This is a genomic window from Streptomyces sp. NPDC050416 (assembly GCF_044458845.1).
Taxonomy (GTDB): Bacteria; Actinomycetota; Actinomycetes; order Streptomycetales; family Streptomycetaceae; genus Streptomyces.
Genome location: NZ_JBITII010000002.1, coordinates 12,558 through 27,982, shown reverse-complemented (window position 1 = coordinate 27,982; position 15,425 = coordinate 12,558). Strand labels below are relative to the sequence as shown.

13 protein-coding genes and 3 pseudogenes are annotated in these 15,425 nt (G+C 70.1%); 8 read left to right on the top strand and 8 right to left on the bottom strand.

Annotation, left to right across the window (positions count from 1 at the left end):
- Positions 1-612: a TetR/AcrR family transcriptional regulator gene (locus ACIBL4_RS05060; protein ID WP_399406641.1), complete on the bottom strand. Its 612-nt coding sequence runs from the start codon at positions 610-612 to the stop codon at positions 1-3.
- A gap of 96 nt (positions 613-708) precedes the next feature.
- On the opposite strand from ACIBL4_RS05060, the gene ACIBL4_RS05055 reads away from it, so the two are divergent.
- Complete coding sequence (locus tag ACIBL4_RS05055; RefSeq protein WP_399406639.1) at positions 709-975, top strand: hypothetical protein; 267 nt, start codon at positions 709-711, stop codon at positions 973-975.
- Positions 976-1,062: 87 nt separating this feature from the next.
- On the opposite strand, the gene ACIBL4_RS05050 is transcribed toward ACIBL4_RS05055, so the two are convergent.
- Positions 1,063-2,274 carry an MFS transporter gene (locus ACIBL4_RS05050; protein ID WP_399406637.1) on the bottom strand — a complete coding sequence of 404 codons (1,212 nt, stop codon included), beginning with the start codon at positions 2,272-2,274 and terminating at the stop codon, positions 1,063-1,065.
- Positions 2,275-3,110: 836 nt separating this feature from the next.
- Between ACIBL4_RS05050 and ACIBL4_RS05045 the strand changes: the two genes are divergently transcribed.
- On the top strand, positions 3,111-5,630 hold the full coding sequence (locus ACIBL4_RS05045; protein WP_399406635.1) for an NB-ARC domain-containing protein: 2,520 nt from the start codon (positions 3,111-3,113) through the stop codon (positions 5,628-5,630).
- Between the two features lie 7 nt (positions 5,631-5,637).
- Here ACIBL4_RS05045 and ACIBL4_RS05040 read toward each other — a convergent pair whose 3' ends face one another.
- Positions 5,638-7,341, bottom strand: a complete 1,704-nt coding sequence (locus tag ACIBL4_RS05040) for a hypothetical protein (protein ID WP_399406634.1) — start codon at positions 7,339-7,341, stop codon at positions 5,638-5,640.
- 200 nt (positions 7,342-7,541) lie between these two features.
- On the opposite strand from ACIBL4_RS05040, the gene ACIBL4_RS05035 reads away from it, so the two are divergent.
- Entirely contained in the window at positions 7,542-8,090 is a 549-nt protein-coding gene (locus ACIBL4_RS05035; RefSeq protein WP_399406632.1) for an SDR family NAD(P)-dependent oxidoreductase, read from the top strand.
- A gap of 84 nt (positions 8,091-8,174) precedes the next feature.
- Here ACIBL4_RS05035 and ACIBL4_RS05030 read toward each other — a convergent pair.
- A pseudogene (locus tag ACIBL4_RS05030) lies at positions 8,175-8,526 on the bottom strand (DNA-binding protein).
- 86 nt (positions 8,527-8,612) lie between these two features.
- Between ACIBL4_RS05030 and ACIBL4_RS05025 the strand changes: the two are divergent.
- Positions 8,613-8,941, top strand: a pseudogene (locus ACIBL4_RS05025) (ArsR/SmtB family transcription factor); the annotation flags it as partial.
- A 344-nt stretch (positions 8,942-9,285) separates the two neighbouring features.
- The gene (locus ACIBL4_RS05020; protein ID WP_399406630.1) at positions 9,286-9,633 is read left to right on the top strand and encodes an STAS domain-containing protein; all 348 of its coding nucleotides are present in this window, start codon (positions 9,286-9,288) and stop codon (positions 9,631-9,633) included.
- On the opposite strand, the gene ACIBL4_RS05015 is transcribed toward ACIBL4_RS05020, so the two are convergent.
- On the bottom strand, positions 9,591-9,938 hold the full coding sequence (locus ACIBL4_RS05015) for a helix-turn-helix transcriptional regulator (RefSeq protein WP_399406628.1): 348 nt from the start codon (positions 9,936-9,938) through the stop codon (positions 9,591-9,593). The genes ACIBL4_RS05020 and ACIBL4_RS05015 overlap by 43 nt on opposite strands.
- A 511-nt stretch (positions 9,939-10,449) precedes the next feature.
- On the opposite strand from ACIBL4_RS05015, the gene ACIBL4_RS05010 reads away from it, so the two are divergent.
- Entirely contained in the window at positions 10,450-11,421 is a 972-nt protein-coding gene (locus tag ACIBL4_RS05010; RefSeq protein ID WP_399406626.1) for an L-threonylcarbamoyladenylate synthase, read from the top strand.
- A gap of 109 nt (positions 11,422-11,530) precedes the next feature.
- Here ACIBL4_RS05010 and ACIBL4_RS05005 read toward each other — a convergent pair whose 3' ends face one another.
- Entirely contained in the window at positions 11,531-12,172 is a 642-nt protein-coding gene (locus ACIBL4_RS05005; RefSeq protein WP_399406624.1) for a carbonic anhydrase, read from the bottom strand.
- 504 nt (positions 12,173-12,676) lie between these two features.
- Here ACIBL4_RS05005 and ACIBL4_RS05000 point away from each other — a divergent pair.
- Both ACIBL4_RS05000 and ACIBL4_RS04995 read left to right on the top strand, forming a co-directional pair.
- Positions 12,677-12,844, top strand: a complete 168-nt coding sequence (locus ACIBL4_RS05000; protein WP_399406622.1) for a hypothetical protein — start codon at positions 12,677-12,679, stop codon at positions 12,842-12,844.
- A 350-nt stretch (positions 12,845-13,194) separates the two neighbouring features.
- Positions 13,195-13,326, top strand: a complete 132-nt coding sequence (locus tag ACIBL4_RS04995) for a hypothetical protein (protein WP_256363224.1) — start codon at positions 13,195-13,197, stop codon at positions 13,324-13,326.
- A 330-nt stretch (positions 13,327-13,656) separates the two neighbouring features.
- On the opposite strand, the pseudogene ACIBL4_RS04990 reads toward ACIBL4_RS04995, so the two are convergent.
- Together ACIBL4_RS04990 and ACIBL4_RS04985 are read right to left on the bottom strand one after the other, a co-directional pair.
- Positions 13,657-14,010 (bottom strand): annotated as a pseudogene (locus ACIBL4_RS04990) (FAD-binding oxidoreductase); the annotation flags it as partial.
- 61 nt (positions 14,011-14,071) lie between these two features.
- A complete protein-coding gene (locus ACIBL4_RS04985) occupies positions 14,072-15,151 on the bottom strand; it encodes a YihY/virulence factor BrkB family protein (protein ID WP_399406620.1) in 1,080 nt (359 codons plus the stop codon).
- Positions 15,152-15,425 lie beyond the last annotated feature (274 nt).

Here is a 15,425-nt window from a genome sequence, read left to right as displayed (position 1 = left end):
CTACCGGGCGCCTGCTCGCCCCGACAGCGAGTCGACGTGGCGCTGGAGGACGGCCGACGCCGCCTCCGGGGACTGATGCCCCGCGACGACGTGGACGGTGAGACCGTCGGTCACGGCGAGGAGCGTATGCGCCTCCTGGACGGCGTCGAGATGCGGCGGGATCTCCTCGGTGTCCTGGCCGTAGCGGATGAGCCACGCGACGAGGTCATGGAGCTTGCCGTACGTCTCATGCAGGACGGCGGCGAGCCTCTCACTGGTGGGAGCGTGGCCGACGAAGGCCAGCCACACATGCGCCTGAGCCCTCGACTCCTCGTCCAGCAGGGCGAGTTCGGCCAGGGTGTGCGAGAGCAGGGTGGCCGCGGCCTGTGGAGTGGAGGTCGCGGCGATGCGCTGCTCGGCGCGTTCGCTGACGCGTTGTGAGATGTGCTCCAGCGCGAAGAGCAGCATGTCCTCCTTGGTGCGGAAGCACCGCTGCACGGCCCCCATGGACACGTCCGCCTCGGCGGCGACGTCCCGGAGGCTGACGGCCTCCATCCCGGAACGCGCGATCAGAGCGCACACCGCTTCCGCGATCCGCAGCCGCCGCTCCTCGTAGTCCACCTGCTTGGGCACGCGCCGCTCCTCCCTTTTCCGATGCACTTGCATCATAACCGCCGACCCTGCACGATGTGATGCGACCGCATTGAAAAACGCCCGAAGGGACCCGCCATGCCCAAGCGGCAGCAGCTCGACACGTCGGAGACCACGTCAGGCCAGGGCCTGCTCTGGCTGTTCGGCGCCATCCTGTCCATCCAGGGCTTCGGCTCCGCCATCACAGAGGCAGGCTGGAACACGTGCTTCGGCGTCGCCGGCCTCCTACGCGCAGCGCACGTCCCTGAAGGGGGAACTCTCCTGGTCGGCTGTGCGGGTGCGGCCCTCCTGGTGACGGCGGCACGCCGCCACTCCACGAAGAGCCGGGCCAGTCGGCGCCCTTGAGCGGCTCGGCAGGAATGCCGTGCTGGGACGAGCCGGCCCGGCGGCGGTGCGAGACATCGCTCCGCATACCGTCTCCTTCCTGCCACGTCACGCCTCTGTGCTCCCGGCAGGAGTGCGCGCGCTGTCGCCCGCGGCGGGCGGGACGTAGTACCAGCGGGCCGTGGCGAGGATGGGGACGGCCATGACAACGGCCACGACCACACCGGTCGTGTGCTTCGACCAGCCGGCCAGCGAGGCACCCACCGCCGTCCCCACGAACGTGCAGGCGTCGACGACGGGGATGAGGGCGGCGTAGTAGTAGCCCATCGTCTTCGCGGGCACGCGGACTTGGGTCTCGGCGTAGTACAGGACGTACCCGGCTGATTCCATGACGCCCGTGACGGCCATGAGTGCCAGAGCCAGGGCCAGGCTGTCCAGCCAGGGCGGCGTGAGCCATACGAACGCTTCCACGACCATGACGGCGATGTACAGGGTGCCGGTGTGGGCGCGTCCGAGGTGTCCGGCGAGCAGGCTTCCGCACAGGCCGCCGATGCCCATGGCGGCGAGCATCCAGCCGTAGAAGCCCGACACATCGTGGAAGTTCTCCGTGCCCATGACCACGAGCATCATCCGCCCCAGGGCCACCGCCAGGACGTAGGTGAACGAGGTGAGAGTGGCCCCCCGCATGAAGAGGTCCTTCGTGGTGACCTGGAACAGGGCGCGGGTGTTGCTCGCGTATTCGCGGGTGACCTTGCGGAAGCCCTTGCCGGCCTCCGCGTCGTCGCCGACGGCGTTCGCGGAGGGCAGGGGCGGGACGCTCACGATGAGCACCGTGGCGACGGCGGCGGTCGCCGCTTCGATCAGGAACACGGCCGACAGGTTGCCTACGATGAGGATCAGGCCGACCGTGGGCGGGCCGAGCAGTGTGGGGACGCGTTGCGCGGCGACGAGATACCCGTTGCCGCGCCTCTCATCCCCTTCGGCGATCACCGTCGGACGCAGGACGAGTCGGGCGGGCTTGGCGAACATGGCGGCGATACCGATGCCCAGCGACAGGAACTGCACCTGCCACAGGGACTGAGCCGCTGGTATCGACGCGGCGAACAGGCCGGAACACAGGGTGCTCACCACGGCGACGCGTCGGGGGTCCCGGGTGGCGAGCACTCCGCCGACCACAGGACCCGCGACGATGCTCGGCAGCAGCCGGATGGCGAAGGTGAGTCCGGCCGCCAGCGACGCGCCGTACCGCTCGATGAGCAGCAACGGCAGTGCCACGGAGGTCATGACGATGCCGAGGTCGACGATGAAGATGCTCACCATCAGCGGAAGCATCCCCGGCCGTGACAGGACGCGACTGCGGCTGCCCGCGCCGGAGCTCTGCCGTTCAGCCACGGGCGATCTCCCCCGCCTCCGCGCGTACGTGGCGCACCTGCCCGGGCAGATCCCGGGGATCGTACTGACTGGCCGGTGACATGCCCTGGCTGTCCGAGGCGGGCTTCACTCCGACTCTGTGCGCCGTGCCGTGGATCCCGGCCTCACGGCGCAGCCGCTTCCGCTGCCGCTGCCCGGCGATGCGATCACGGCACGGCGGGTGGACGGCCGGTGCGGTTGCAGGTGACAGGGGGAAAGTCCTCTCCCATTGCCCCGGTGCAGCTCCCATACCCGGACTCCTGCCGGTAACCAGACTGGATCGCCGCACGGATTCCCCCAGGTGTCATCGCGGACAGTGACGGCCGGGCCGCACGGTATTAGGGCCCACCTCGACACGGCAAGCGCTTTCTATCCGTGCGCCCGCGAGGCGTTGACCACTGCGGACCCTGGAAGGCGACGTCGGCGGGGAGGGGCCTCAGAAGGTGCGTGTGCTGGGCAGCTCAGAGATCAACTCGCAGGGTTCGACGGCGGGTTGTCCCTCGAACCCGTACGGTGTGCGCCCCATGCGCGTCTGGCATACACAAGAAAGACCCTGAACCGCATTCCCGCAGTTCAGGGTCTTGCACCGAAGTGCCCCGGCAGGATTCGAACCTGCGCACACGGCTCCGGAGGCCTGCGACGTGATGCTCATGGCTGCTCGGTGGGGCGAGCTGTCCAACTCGGCGAGATCGTTCTACCGTGGCCTTTCCTGATCCGCAGGGCAGGAATGATGCGAAGGGGGCTTGGTGGAAGCCGAGTTGGCGGCGCTCGCGGCGTCGGGGGCGACGACTCTGGTCGGGTTGATGATCTCCGACTCCTGGTCGAGCGCCAAGGAGAGGCTGACGAGGTTTCTCGCCCAGCGCCGCTCGGCGGGCGAGGCGGAGGAAGAACTCCAGGCAGCCAGCGAGGAGCTGGCCCGTGCTCGGGCGGCAGGGGATAGGGACGCGGAGGAGGAGATCGAGGCGGACTGGCGGCAGCGGCTGCTCGACGTTCTTCGGGAAGAGCCCGCCGCCGCAGCCGAGTTGCGCGGCCTGCTGGCCGAATGGGCGGGCAACGTCTCGCACACCGTCATCAGCGGTGGTGTGAACCACGGCCCCGCCTTCCAGGGTGCGCAGATCCATGGCGGTATCACCTTCAACGTTCCGGCGGCGATGCCAACGGCCGGTGAGACCGCCCGGCCGGACCAGGTTCCGGTGCTGACCGTACCGTTCAGCAACCGCAGGCGCGAACTCTCCCTGCTGGACGCGATGTGCGGTGCGGCTGCCCGGCGGCAGAGCGGCGTCGACGTCACGGTCGTCGGCGGGCTGCCGGGGGTCGGTAAGAGCGCCATGGCGCGGAAATGGGCGAGCATGTCCCGGCAGCTCTTCCCGGACGGGCAGTTGTATGTGGACTTCGCGGCTCTTCGTGACCAGGAGGCCACCGGTGGGACCGTCGGCGCCGACGTGTCCGAAGCCCTGGCCATGGTCCTCAGATCCCTGAAGGTGAGCGACGCCGGCATGCCTGCGTCGCTCGCGGAGCGGACCAACCTGTTCCGTTCGCGCTCCGCCGGTCAGCGCCTGCTGCTCGTCCTGGACGATGTGAGCCAGCCCGCACAGGTACGGCCGTTGATCCCCAAGGGCCCGGGGAGCGCCGTTCTCGTGACCAGCCACGGGAAGCTGGGTGAACTGGTCCTCGACGGAGCACAGTTGATCTCACTGGAACCCCTGGATCCGGAGGGTGGCCTGGCCCTCCTGGCCGACCGCTGCGGCGAGGACGTCGTGGCAGCCGAGCGGGCTGCTGCCGAGCGCCTGGTCGAGCTGTGCGGGGGCCTGCCGGTGGCGCTGCAGATAGCGGCGGCCCGCCTGATCACGGACGACTGTTTGACCATGACGTCGCTGTCGGAGGAACTGGAGGACGAAGCCGGCCGGCTTGCCGCGCTGGCCCTGCCAGGATTCCAGGGGACTCTCCCCGGGGAGGAGTACTCCGTGTCCGCCCTGCTCGGCTCCTCGTACCGGCTGCTGCCGCCGGACGCCGCTCGGCTTTACCGCCTCCTTGGATGGCTGCCGACTGGGGCCTTCGACGCCGGAGTCGCGGCGGTCGCGGCGGACCTCGACACCCCGAGTGCCAAGCGCCTGCTGCGCACGCTCGTGACCGCGAGCTTCGTGGAGGCCGGCCGCGACGGCCGTTTCCGCATGCACGACCTCGTGCGCCTGCATGCCCGGGAACGCGCCGCGGAGGAGGAGCCGCAGGCTGAGGAGAAGGCGATGACGAGGAGGGTGGCCACCCACTACCTCGTTCTCACCGCGTTCGCCGACCGGGCGCTGAGGCAGGAGCGGCTGCGGATCGCCGACCTGTCACCGCTGCTGCGCACCGCGGAAGATCCCTTCGCGGTCGGCACGGGACCCTCCCCCCTTGAGTGGCTGGATGCCGAGCGCCACGCCGTCCTGGCCGTCCTGCGGGCCGCGAGCCGGCACGGGCTGCACAGCCTTGTCTGGCCACTGGCCGAGGCGTTCACGGCCTTGTTCCTGCGCCACCGTCACCTGGAGGCGTGGAAGGAGTCGCTCGAACTCGGCGTCGCGTCGGCCGCCGCCCTCGCCGAGACGGCTGAAACCGCGAACGATATCGCCGAGGCCGCACAAGCCGAGGCGCGGCTGCGCAGCCTGCTGTCCCGCCCGCTGATGGACCTCGGCGAGACCGACCGTGCCGGGAGGGAGCTGCGGACTGCGGTCGCACGGGCCGAGGTGACCGACCACCTCACTCTGCGTGCCTCCGTGCAGGAGTTCCTCGGACGGTACCTGGACCAGGTCGACCCTGCCCAGGCCGTTCCCGCCTACCGGCGGTCGTACGAACTGAACAAGGAGGCGGGACAGAGCCGTGGGGCAGCCATCGCCGCCTACTTCCTCGGCTGCGCGCTGGACGCCCGCGGCGAGTACGCCGAAGCGCTGGAAACCCTGCGCATGGCGCACCACGACCTGCTCGCACGCGAGGAACCCGACCTGCGTATGGCTGCGCGGGCCATGGCCGCTATCGGTGTCGTCCATGACCACCTGGGCGCCACTGAGGAGGCGGTGCGCGCGTTGCGCGAGGCGGTACGTGTCCTGGAAGAGGAGAAAGCGACGCACTACGAGGCCGAGGCCCTCGTCACCCTCGTCGACATCGCCGAGCGGGCCGGAAGCCACCAGGACAGCGTGCGCGGCTGGCTCACCCGGGCTGTCACGCTCCACGAGGCCAACAGCAATCCTGTGGCCGAGGACCTGCGCCGGCGGCTGGAGAACCTCGGCCGGTGACAGCCGGTCACCGCGAGCCGCTCGGTGCTGGAGGTGGGCGCAACTGCAGGACGACGTCCTCGGTCCGCAGGTCTCCGATCCGCAGGGTGACGAAGGCGTCGTCCAGCGGGCGACCCGCGCGCAGGCACGCGTAGACAACGGCCGCCGGAAGACCCGCGTCCAGCTCGGGGCCGGTGACGGCCGCCTCCACGATCCGGCCGTCCCTGAGCCCGATCAGGAAGCCCCCATGGCGGACGGCCGATGCGGCGAGGAGGCTTCCGGGCAGCCGCTCGAGGGTGCCCTGGATCCACCGCGACGCAGCTGCCGTGGTAGGGGCTGGACGGTGGGCCAGGATCACTGAGGCACTCTCGACCAGCCGCCGGTCGCGTTCACCGTCGGAGCACGCGAGATGGGTGAAGAACAGGGGCGCGCTGGCGCCCGTGCCACCGCCTGAGTGCGCGGCGGCCGGGAAACGGCGTACGACGACAGCCGAGGGCACGTGGTCCTGTTCGATCCCCTCGACCTCTGTGATCACCTGCCAGGAGGTGACCGGTGAGGCCGGCGGGTCGGGCCGGGGCAGCACCAGCGCAGACGGTGGCGGGGAGGACGGCTCCGTTAGCCGCAGCAGCCGGTAGAGGGCGGCACGGAGCCGGGGGAGAGCCTGTCCGGGTTCGGCGAAGGCGGACTGCGCGACGGCCGCGTACCGCTCGGTCGTGTGCTCGTGAATCACGTGCTCGACCTGGCGGCGAATGTCTCCGTCGGGGTCGAGCCGGGGCGCGACGGCTGCCAGAGCGTGGATCGCGGTCCCGGGCACTGCGTCGGCGCCGAACGCCCCCAGCAGGACGGGCGTACCCGCCGAGGCACCGTACAGCGTCACCGAGCCGTGGTCGCCGACCACGGCGTCCGCAGCGACGAGCGCGGCCCGCCACGCGTGAACAGCGGGCACGAGACGCAGTCCCGCGTCCAGGGCAGCCGCTTGGAGGACCCGGATCTGCCACGCGCCGTGCGCGGCCCACACGTTGGGATGGACTATCGCAGCAACCAGATACTCATCACCGGGAAGTTCGCCGAGGAGACTCGCGGGCAGGTGCGGGTGACGTCCCAGGAGCGACGTGGGCCCCCAGGTCGAACTGACCACGATCAGGCGCCGGCCCGCCGTGACCCCCAGGGCATCGCGGTACGCATCCCTGCTCTCCCGGCTGGCCAGGAGTTCGTCGAAGCAGGGATCGCCCACCAGCAGGGTACGGCCGGCTGCTTTCGGGTGCGTGGCGAGCAGCTGCTCCTCCTGGGCCGGATGCGATACGGCCAACCAGGCACGGCCCGACTCCAGCAGGGAATCCGGCACGACACCGGAGAGCCGCTCGTGCGGACCGCGCGAGTCCGGCACCAGCTTCTGGAAGCCCACCCCGTGCGGCAACACCAGGACCGGGCAGTGTCCCTCCGGTACGTCGATGTTCTCGCTGGCGGAGAGGATGAGGTCGGGGGCGATGCGCACCAGTTGTTCCCAGGGCATGACCCGGCAGCCGGCGCCGTGCAGAAGGTCGAGAACGCCGGAGCCGAACGCAGAGGTCGGGTCGTGAGCGAAGACGACGGTCACGCGATCGTCGCCGCGAAGCAGCGCGGGCAGCGTTTCCAGGATGCGTACGGCCGACGTGACCGTACGCGTGGCGACGACCAGCGTCCGTTCTCCGCGGAAGGTGCCCCACCGGTGGGCGTCGTGCCCCACGGGCACGCGAAGAGGCTGATCACCGAACAAGGCGGCCGCCTCTAACAAACCCGCGCCTCCAGTCGGTCAGCGGCTCGCGGCTCGCGGCTCGCGGCTCGCGGCTCGCGGCTCGCGGCTCGCGGCTCGCGGCTCGCGGCTCGCGGCTCGCGGCTCGCGGCTCGCGGCCATGATCCAATATCACAGGTCAAGGTGCCGAGCAACCCTTCGTGTGTGTCTCACTGGCCCAGGACTGCTACACCGTAACGAACGGGACGGGCGCCGCCAGAGATGGCCGACGCATCCAGAACCGTGATGCCTTTGACGAGTCCTCGTGCGGCATCGGGCAGATCGGCACGGAGTTCACCTCCGCCTACGCCGCCTCCAAGTTCGCCGTCGAGGGCTGGATGGAAGCCCTGCACCACGACATCAAGCCGTACGGCATCCGTACCACGATCGTGGAGCCCGGCTACTTCCGCACCGAGCTGCTCGTGGACGCCTCCACCACCTGGCCCGAGCCCACCATCGACGACTACGCCGAGCGCACCACCGCCACGGTCGAAGCCTGGAAGAGCATCAACGGTCAGCAGCCCGGCGACCCCGCCAAGCTCGCCCACGCCCTGCTGACCTTCGCCGCCCAGGACCAGCCGCCGCTGCGCTTCGTCGCCGGCGCCGCCGCCATCGAGGGCGTCTCGGCCAAGGCCCGGGAACTCCTCGCCCAGGTCGAAGCCTCTCGTGAGCTGGGCGGCAACCTCGGCCACGACGACACCAACCCCTGAGCTTGGCGTCCACGCCGGCCACAGCTCAAACCTGGACGAGTAGTGTCGGAGCGGAGAACGGTGGGGCGATCTCAGAGCGCCGGATCAGACCTTGAGTACGGTGGCCCGTCCGCCGCACAGCGCGGTCAGGTCCTTGCATGGCGTCAATGGCGTACTTGTGGCCGTGCAGACCGGCGTCGGCGAGGAGCGCGGCGATGTGGCGGGCGATCGGCTCGGTGACCGGTTCGATGACCAGGTGGGACAGGGTCCACTCCAGGGCCGGGCGGTTGATCCGAGGGTGGACGACCTCCAATGTGGCCGCCGAGGTGATCAGGCGGAGGTCGTCGGCGCGGGCAAGGGCGAGCCAGCCGGTGACGGTGCGGTCGCGCAGGGCGGCCTTGGCCAGGCCCTCGCTGTCCTGGATCGCGCAGCAGCCGCAGGCCGTTGAGGCGACGATGACGGTGGAACCCGCGTGTCTGAGGACGCCGTGATGGCCGCCACGGGGCCATGGAGCAGCTCCCGCCGAGCACCCGCGTCCCGCACGCGCGCCTGGACGCGGACCGTGCCGCGCCGGTGGCCACCACCATTCAGGCCCTGGCCACCCCTTCCCGGTTGCTGATCTTCTGCCGCGTCCGGAAGGTTCCTGCGCCGCAACCGAACTCGCCACCGAGGTCGGAGTGGAACAGTTCGCCTGCTTCCACCAGCTGCGCCTGCTCCGCAACCTCGGTTTGGTGGTTGGCCGGCGCCAGGGCCGTTCGGTGATGTACGCGCTCTACGAAAACCACGTCGCCGAACTCCTGAGGGCTGGGAGCGGCGCAAGCCCAAGGGCGCCCAGTGAGTGCCTGCCGTCCCGGTACCAGGGGGACCAGTGAGCACCGCCGTCGTCATCGAGGCTCCGGGCGAGCACCGGCTGGCGCGCACGAGCCCAGGCAGCCGGAGGCCTGCAAGGCCCTGGTCCGGTGCACGCCTTCGGTATCTGCGGCAGCGTCCGCGAGCAGCACACCTACGGTGCGGGAACGCGGCCGATGCCGCCACCTGTCGCGCTTCGGCCTGATCCATATCGGTGGGAATTGATGTCGCCGCAGGCTGATCGTCAACGCGAGCGTGTCCCCCATGGGGGGAATCTGAGTCGGGCGCCCAGGGCGGGGCAGGGGCCGGTAGGCTCCTGTCGAGATTCCGCCGCGTTGTCTCCTGACGAGACGGTTGGGAGAGTGTTGTGGCTGACCCCTCGGTCGAGACGATCGCCTCCGGCCGCTGCCTGGTAGCGAGGGTCAGCGGCGAGATGGATTACGTGACCGACCCGGTGTTGCGCCCGCAGTTCAAGGAACTGCTTTCGCGGGGCGACCGCTTCATCGTGCTGGACCTGTCCGATGTCTCGTTCTGTGACTCAGCCGGGCTGAACGTGCTGCTCGGAGTCTGGCGGCAGGCGGATGCGAGCGGGGCGGTGCTGGTGCTGGCGTGTGTGCCCGAGCCGTTGCGGCGGATCCTTGACATGACCGGGGTGGATCAGCTCCTGCGGGTCTATGACACCGTCACCGATGCAGAAGCCGTCTTCGGCGGCTGAGCCGCACTGTCTGCAGCGAGTGCAACGAGGTCGCGGACGCAGAGGCCGGCTTCCGCCGGGTGCCGCAACGGCTGGTCGAGGTTGAGGGTGTACTGGTTGCGCCGTCCGGCCCGTTGCCGGTGCAGATAGCCGGCCTGTTCGAGGTCGGTGATGATGGCCTGGACCGCTCGTTCGGTGATGAGGCAGGCGGCGGCAATGGTTCGCAGCCGTGCACCCGAGTCCCGTGCGATGGCCAGCAGCACCCTCGCGTGGTTGGTCAGGAACGTCCACCGGCGGTCCTGGTGATCCATGGCGTCAGCAGCCATCCCCGCCCCGTCTCCCGCCTTATGCGCGATGAAAAATGCCGGAAACCCTCATCACCTATTTTGCACGCGCGAGCATGAGGGGAGCCGGCCCTGCGGAGGAGTCCGGTCGGATCTCGCGGGAGCTGATCAGCCGGATGACTGCGGTGCGGATGGCGTCGTACACCCGGGTCGTCGACGGGTCATGACGTCGGCCCTCCCCGTCCATCACTCGCCGTGTCGCTCCACGGCACCGAAGACAGCGCGCTGCTGCTTGGCCTGCCTGTACGCGGCTTGAAGGCGTCCATGCCCGTGGCGTCGGGGATGAGGTCGGAAGGGCAGGGGGCTGGCAGCGGCTGCATGAGGAGCATCGTGCCAGGACAGGCGGAGCGGCACGGGCACGGGTGAAAGCGGCGCTGCCGGTGGTGCGGCGGGCCGGACGGGTGTGGTGGCGGGGACCCCCTTGGTTCGTCGTTGTATGCCGACGGGAGCACGGAACGTGGGGGAGCGCAGTAGTGGGAGGATTGCGAGGGTGATGGCAAGAACCAGTGACATCGAGAAGGCGGCCGGTGTACTGCGCGCCGGGGGCCTGGTGGCTCTACCGACCGAAACCGTTTACGGCCTGGGCGCCAACGCCGAGGATCCCGCCGCAGTCGCGCGCATCTTCAAGGTCAAGGGGCGTCCGCCCTCCCACCCGCTGATCGTCCACATCGGCGGCGCGGAGCAGCTGGGTGACTGGGTCGAGGACGTGCCTGCGACTGCGCGCCTGTTGGCCGAACGCTTCTGGCCGGGGCCGCTGACGCTGGTCCTGCGGCGCGGTCGCCGGGTGCCCCTGGAGGCGACGGGTGGGCTGGAGACGGTGGCCGTGCGTATGCCCGACCACCCGGTGGCACTCACGCTGCTGTCGGCCTTCGGCGGTGGCGTGGCGGCCCCGTCCGCCAACCGTTTCGGCTCGGTCAGCCCCACCACGGCGGACCACGTCCGTGCGGAGCTTGGTGATGCCGTCGACTTCGTGCTGGACGGCGGCCCCTGCGAGGTCGGCGTCGAGTCGACCATCGTCGACGCCACGGGCGATGCCTTGAGCGTCCTTCGACCCGGAGGGGTGACCCGCGAGGACCTCGAAGCGGTGCTGGGGCGCCCGCTTGCCGTCCCTTCGACGAGCCCCGTCCGGGTGCCGGGCCAGCATCCGTCCCACTACGCGCCGCGGGCGCGGGTCGTCCTCGTCGAGCCCGAGAAGGTCGTCGCCGAAGCGGAGCTCGCTCAGGAGCTGGGACACCAGGTCGGCGTTTTTCTTCCCCCCTCCCTCGCCGATGCCCCGGTGAAGGCGCACACCGTGGTGGCGGTCCCCGGTTCGATGGCCGCCTACGCGCACGGGCTGTATGGGTTCTTGCGCGAACTCGACCAGCAAGGGTGCGACCTCATCGTCGCGTCGTTGCCGGTGGAGGAGGGGCTGGGACTGGCGATCGCAAACCGGCTCCGCCGCGCCGCAGGGCCCCGGCCCTCTTGAAATGACCAGCACCGGCGCCGTCCGATGATCCTGCCACGGCTCCCACGATGCGCGCCGAAGCCGCTTGCGCACGGCCGTGCCGGACCTTCGGAATGCTGAACGCCCCGCGTCACGACACCAAGTCTGCAGGTACCTCAAGGCCGCGGGCGGTGACCAGGCGGGCCGTTCCGTCGGCCAGCCGGTACGACAGCCCCACCACGGCGGCCTGTCCGGCCTCGACCGCCTGCGCCAGGACGCGGGAGCGGTCCAGCAGCAGGCCGACGGTGTGCCGGATGTGCTCGGCGATGAAATCGGCGTCCTCGGTGCGCCCGGCGGCGCGGGCGGCGAGCACGCTGGGGGTCACCCGCTCGATCACGTCCCGCACGTAACCGCCCGCCGGCGTGCCGTCCTCGACGGCGGAGCGGGTGGCCGCGACCGCGCCGCACGCGTCGTGGCCGAGCACCACGACCAGCGGGGCGCCGAGCACGCTCACCCCGTACTCGATGCTGCCCAGCACCTCCGGTCCGGCGACGTGTCCGGCGGTGCGGACCACGAACAGGTCGCCCAGCCCGCGGTCGAAGATGATCTCGGCGGCCAGGCGGGAGTCGGAACAGCCGAAGAGCACGCCGAAGGGGCTCTGGGCCGGGACGACCTCGGCACGGCGGGCGGCGTCCTGGTTCGGGTGTTGCGGCGCACCGGCGACGAACCGCTGGTTGCCGTCCCGCAGCAATTCGAAGGCTTCACGGGGCGTAAGAGTCTGATTGTCGGCCATGGGAAGCAGACTACGACCAGGCCCCGGGCACGGCTCTGCCAGGTCTGGCCGTAACTGAGGCGTCGGACGAGGTCAGGAACAGGGGCGGCGGCACCCCCAGCCGCTGGGCGATGGCGTCTTCTGCCCGGGACCTCAGCGCGCGGCGAAGCTGGTCGGCCCGGTACGGCCGGCCCACTTCGTGGGCCGGTTCGGCCCCACCGCGCTCGTCGCCGCGCTCCTCACCACCCGCCGTCACACCACGCACAACGAACAGGGACGTGGACCCGCCGTAGACCAGATGAGGGAACGGGCATGCTTCGACCGCGGCGGTGGGGCCGCCCGGTCCGCTGCCCGCAGGCCGGGGATCATCACGACTTTCGTACTTCCGGCCTCACTCGCGCCGTCAGCGTCTTCGGCGAGGACGCGGTACAGCAGGGGTGGTCGTCTGTTCGGCGGTGGCGGTCGTCGCCGCTCTGGCGCACGGGAAGGTGTTCAGTGTGGCGCGGGCGCCGGGTTGAGGTGAGTATGAGCGATCCGCAGAGACGGTCCTGGACTCCGGTGGCGGGATCCGGTGGCTGCCGGGTGCTGCGTGACCAGCTGGCCGAGGCGATTGTTGCCATCTGCTGGGAGGCGCGGCTGGTGCGGCTGGCACAGGCCCTCGATCCGGCGGGTGACGGGCCGGATGGAGCGTGACAAGCGCACTCCTTTTCGCTTACTGGGCGTAGAGCGCGGTAAGCGCAGGCGTGGTCGACACCTCGTTGGCGTTAACGTTCCCGACGTTCTTTGGGGGTTGCGGCGAGCGTACGCATCGCCTCTCCGGTCCTCGATCGGAGCTGACGAGAAAGCCGGACACCGTCGCAACCTACATCCGGAAGGCAGCCTCACTGACAAAGTGACCGGGTGGTTCCCCGCAGGTCGCCGCGGTGCGGCGGCGCTGCCAGATGCGAGGATCCGGACCGGATGCCAGCCTGGTCACAAGGAACAAGGGCTATCCGGGAGGTGCGGTCATGGGCGCGGAAGGGATGAGGCAGCGAGCCAAGGACATGGCTGACAAGCTGCGGCAGAAGGGCCAGGGTGGTCAGAAGAGCAAGTCGCGACACAAGACCCAGGGGCGCAGCAAGCTCATCGAGGAGCAGATGAAGAAGCTCCAGGAGCGTCGGCACCGGCATCGGTGACCGGTAGCCCGGCTGGCCCGGCTGTGGGTGGCGGCCCGAACGTGTTGGGCACGCGCTCGCCCGGGTTCCCGGGTGCTCCCCTACGCAAGCTTGCGTCGTCGCCCTGCGCCGTCGGCGGTGCGCTCTGGCTCGTGGACGAAGAAGATGTCGTCGAGGGTCAAACCGCGCTTGGTCTCGGCGGCTTCGACGTGCACGTGCACGTCGTGACCTGCCCCGCTGCGACTGCTGGCCTGCTGCCTGGCGTCCGCCACCTGTGCCTCGGCGCCCGGAGAGAAGCAGGCGCGGCGGATCAGGCAGGACGAAGTCCCCTGGACAAGGGCCGAGACGCAGGGTCTGCCCGGGCCGGACCCGGTGGGCCAGGTACGGCGGCACCCGCCCGTCCGGGATCGCCCGGACGGTGATCGAGAAACGCCCAGAGTCGTCCGGCGAGGTCGGATTCGAGTACGTCCGCCAGTGCATTACGCCGCCTACGGCCACCTCCACTGGCACGTACTGCCCGGCCGCGCCCCGCCGGCACCACGAGCGTCGTCGCGTCCGCCGTCTCCGCCGGACCTTCCCGGCTCGCCAGCCGCCGGGCCGACCACAGGGGATCGACGACCGCCAGGAAGTCGGCAGCAACGGTGTGGTCAGCCGCCCGGCTCCCCGCCAGACGGGCCGTGCCAGGCGCTGGAGCACACCGACCATCCGGCCTCTCCGGTCCTCGTCACTCTCCTAGCCCACCAGGGCCGGTCCCGGGGCGGTCGCATCATTCAAAACGTCGGCGGTCCTCCTCGTCCCACTTGCGGGTGTCGCGCGGCTCGAGGTACGGCTCCTCGCCGGCCGGATGACCCCCTGCGACGGCGCGCTGGCGGGCCATCTCCGCGTCGAACTCCAGGCCGAGCAGGATCGCCAGGTTCGTGATCCACAGCCACACCAGGAAGATGATGACGCCGGCGAGGGCGCCGTAGGTCTTGTTGTAGGAGGCGAAGTTCGCCACGTACAGCGCGAATGCGGCCGAGGCGATCATCCAGATCACCAGCGCCAGGAAACTGCCCGGCGTGACCCATTTGAGGCCGCGGCCCTTCACGTTGGGTGTCGCCCAGTACAGGATCGCGATCATGATCGTGACCAGGATGACGAGCACGGGCCACTTGGCGATCGACCACACGGTCAGGAACGTGTCCCCGATGCCCAGCGCGGTGCCGACCTGCCGGGCCAGGCCGCCGGTGAGGACGACGATCAACGCACTGATCACTGCCATGATCATCAGCACGACGGTCACACCGACCCGGACCGGCAGCACCTTCCACACCGGGCGGCCCTCGGGGACGTCGTAGACCGCGTTCGCGCTGCGGATGAACGCGGCGACATAGCCGGACGCCGACCAGACGGCGAGGGCCAGACCGACGATCGCCATGATCGAGCCGAGCCCGCTGTTGCCCTGCATCTGCTTTACCGCGTTGCTGAGGACATCGCGCGCCGCGCCCGGGGCGAGTTTCTGGATGTTGTCCAGCACCTGCTGCGTCGCCGACTGCCCGACGATCCCGATCAGCGAGATCAGCGCCAGCAGGGCCGGGAACAGCGCCAGGATCCCGTAGTAGGTCAGCGCCGCGGCCCGGTCGGCCAGCTCATCCTTCTTGAACTCCTTCAGGGTGCCTTTCAGCACCGTTCCCCAGGAGCGTTTGGGCAGGTCCGTCGGAGTGTCCGGCGCCTGCTGTTCCACCTCCGTATCCGGACCAAATCTCTCCGGCTTGTCGTCGCGGCCGTACGCCGTGGCCTGCCGCTGCTCGCGGGTTTCGTGACCCCGGTCGTGGCGAGTGTCGTCACGCCTGTGTCGCAGTTTCATGACACAGCTCCTTACGGACGGAAGACGCGGGCCTGGCGCTCGCGCCCTGCCAGGACTTCTTGGGCAGATTGGTGGGCGCTGTTGGCCGGACAACTGCCTTACCCCCCGGGTTCCCAGGCGGTGCCCTCCCAGCCGGGCCACAACCTGGTCCGGGCGCCCGGGCGGGCCGTCACTCCCGGTCCGGGCGCCCGGGGTGCGAGGAGATCAAGGGCGGCGGCGCTTGCCGCGCTCTCCGGTCTCGTCGGCCTCGATGCGCTCCTTGCGCACTTCGCCT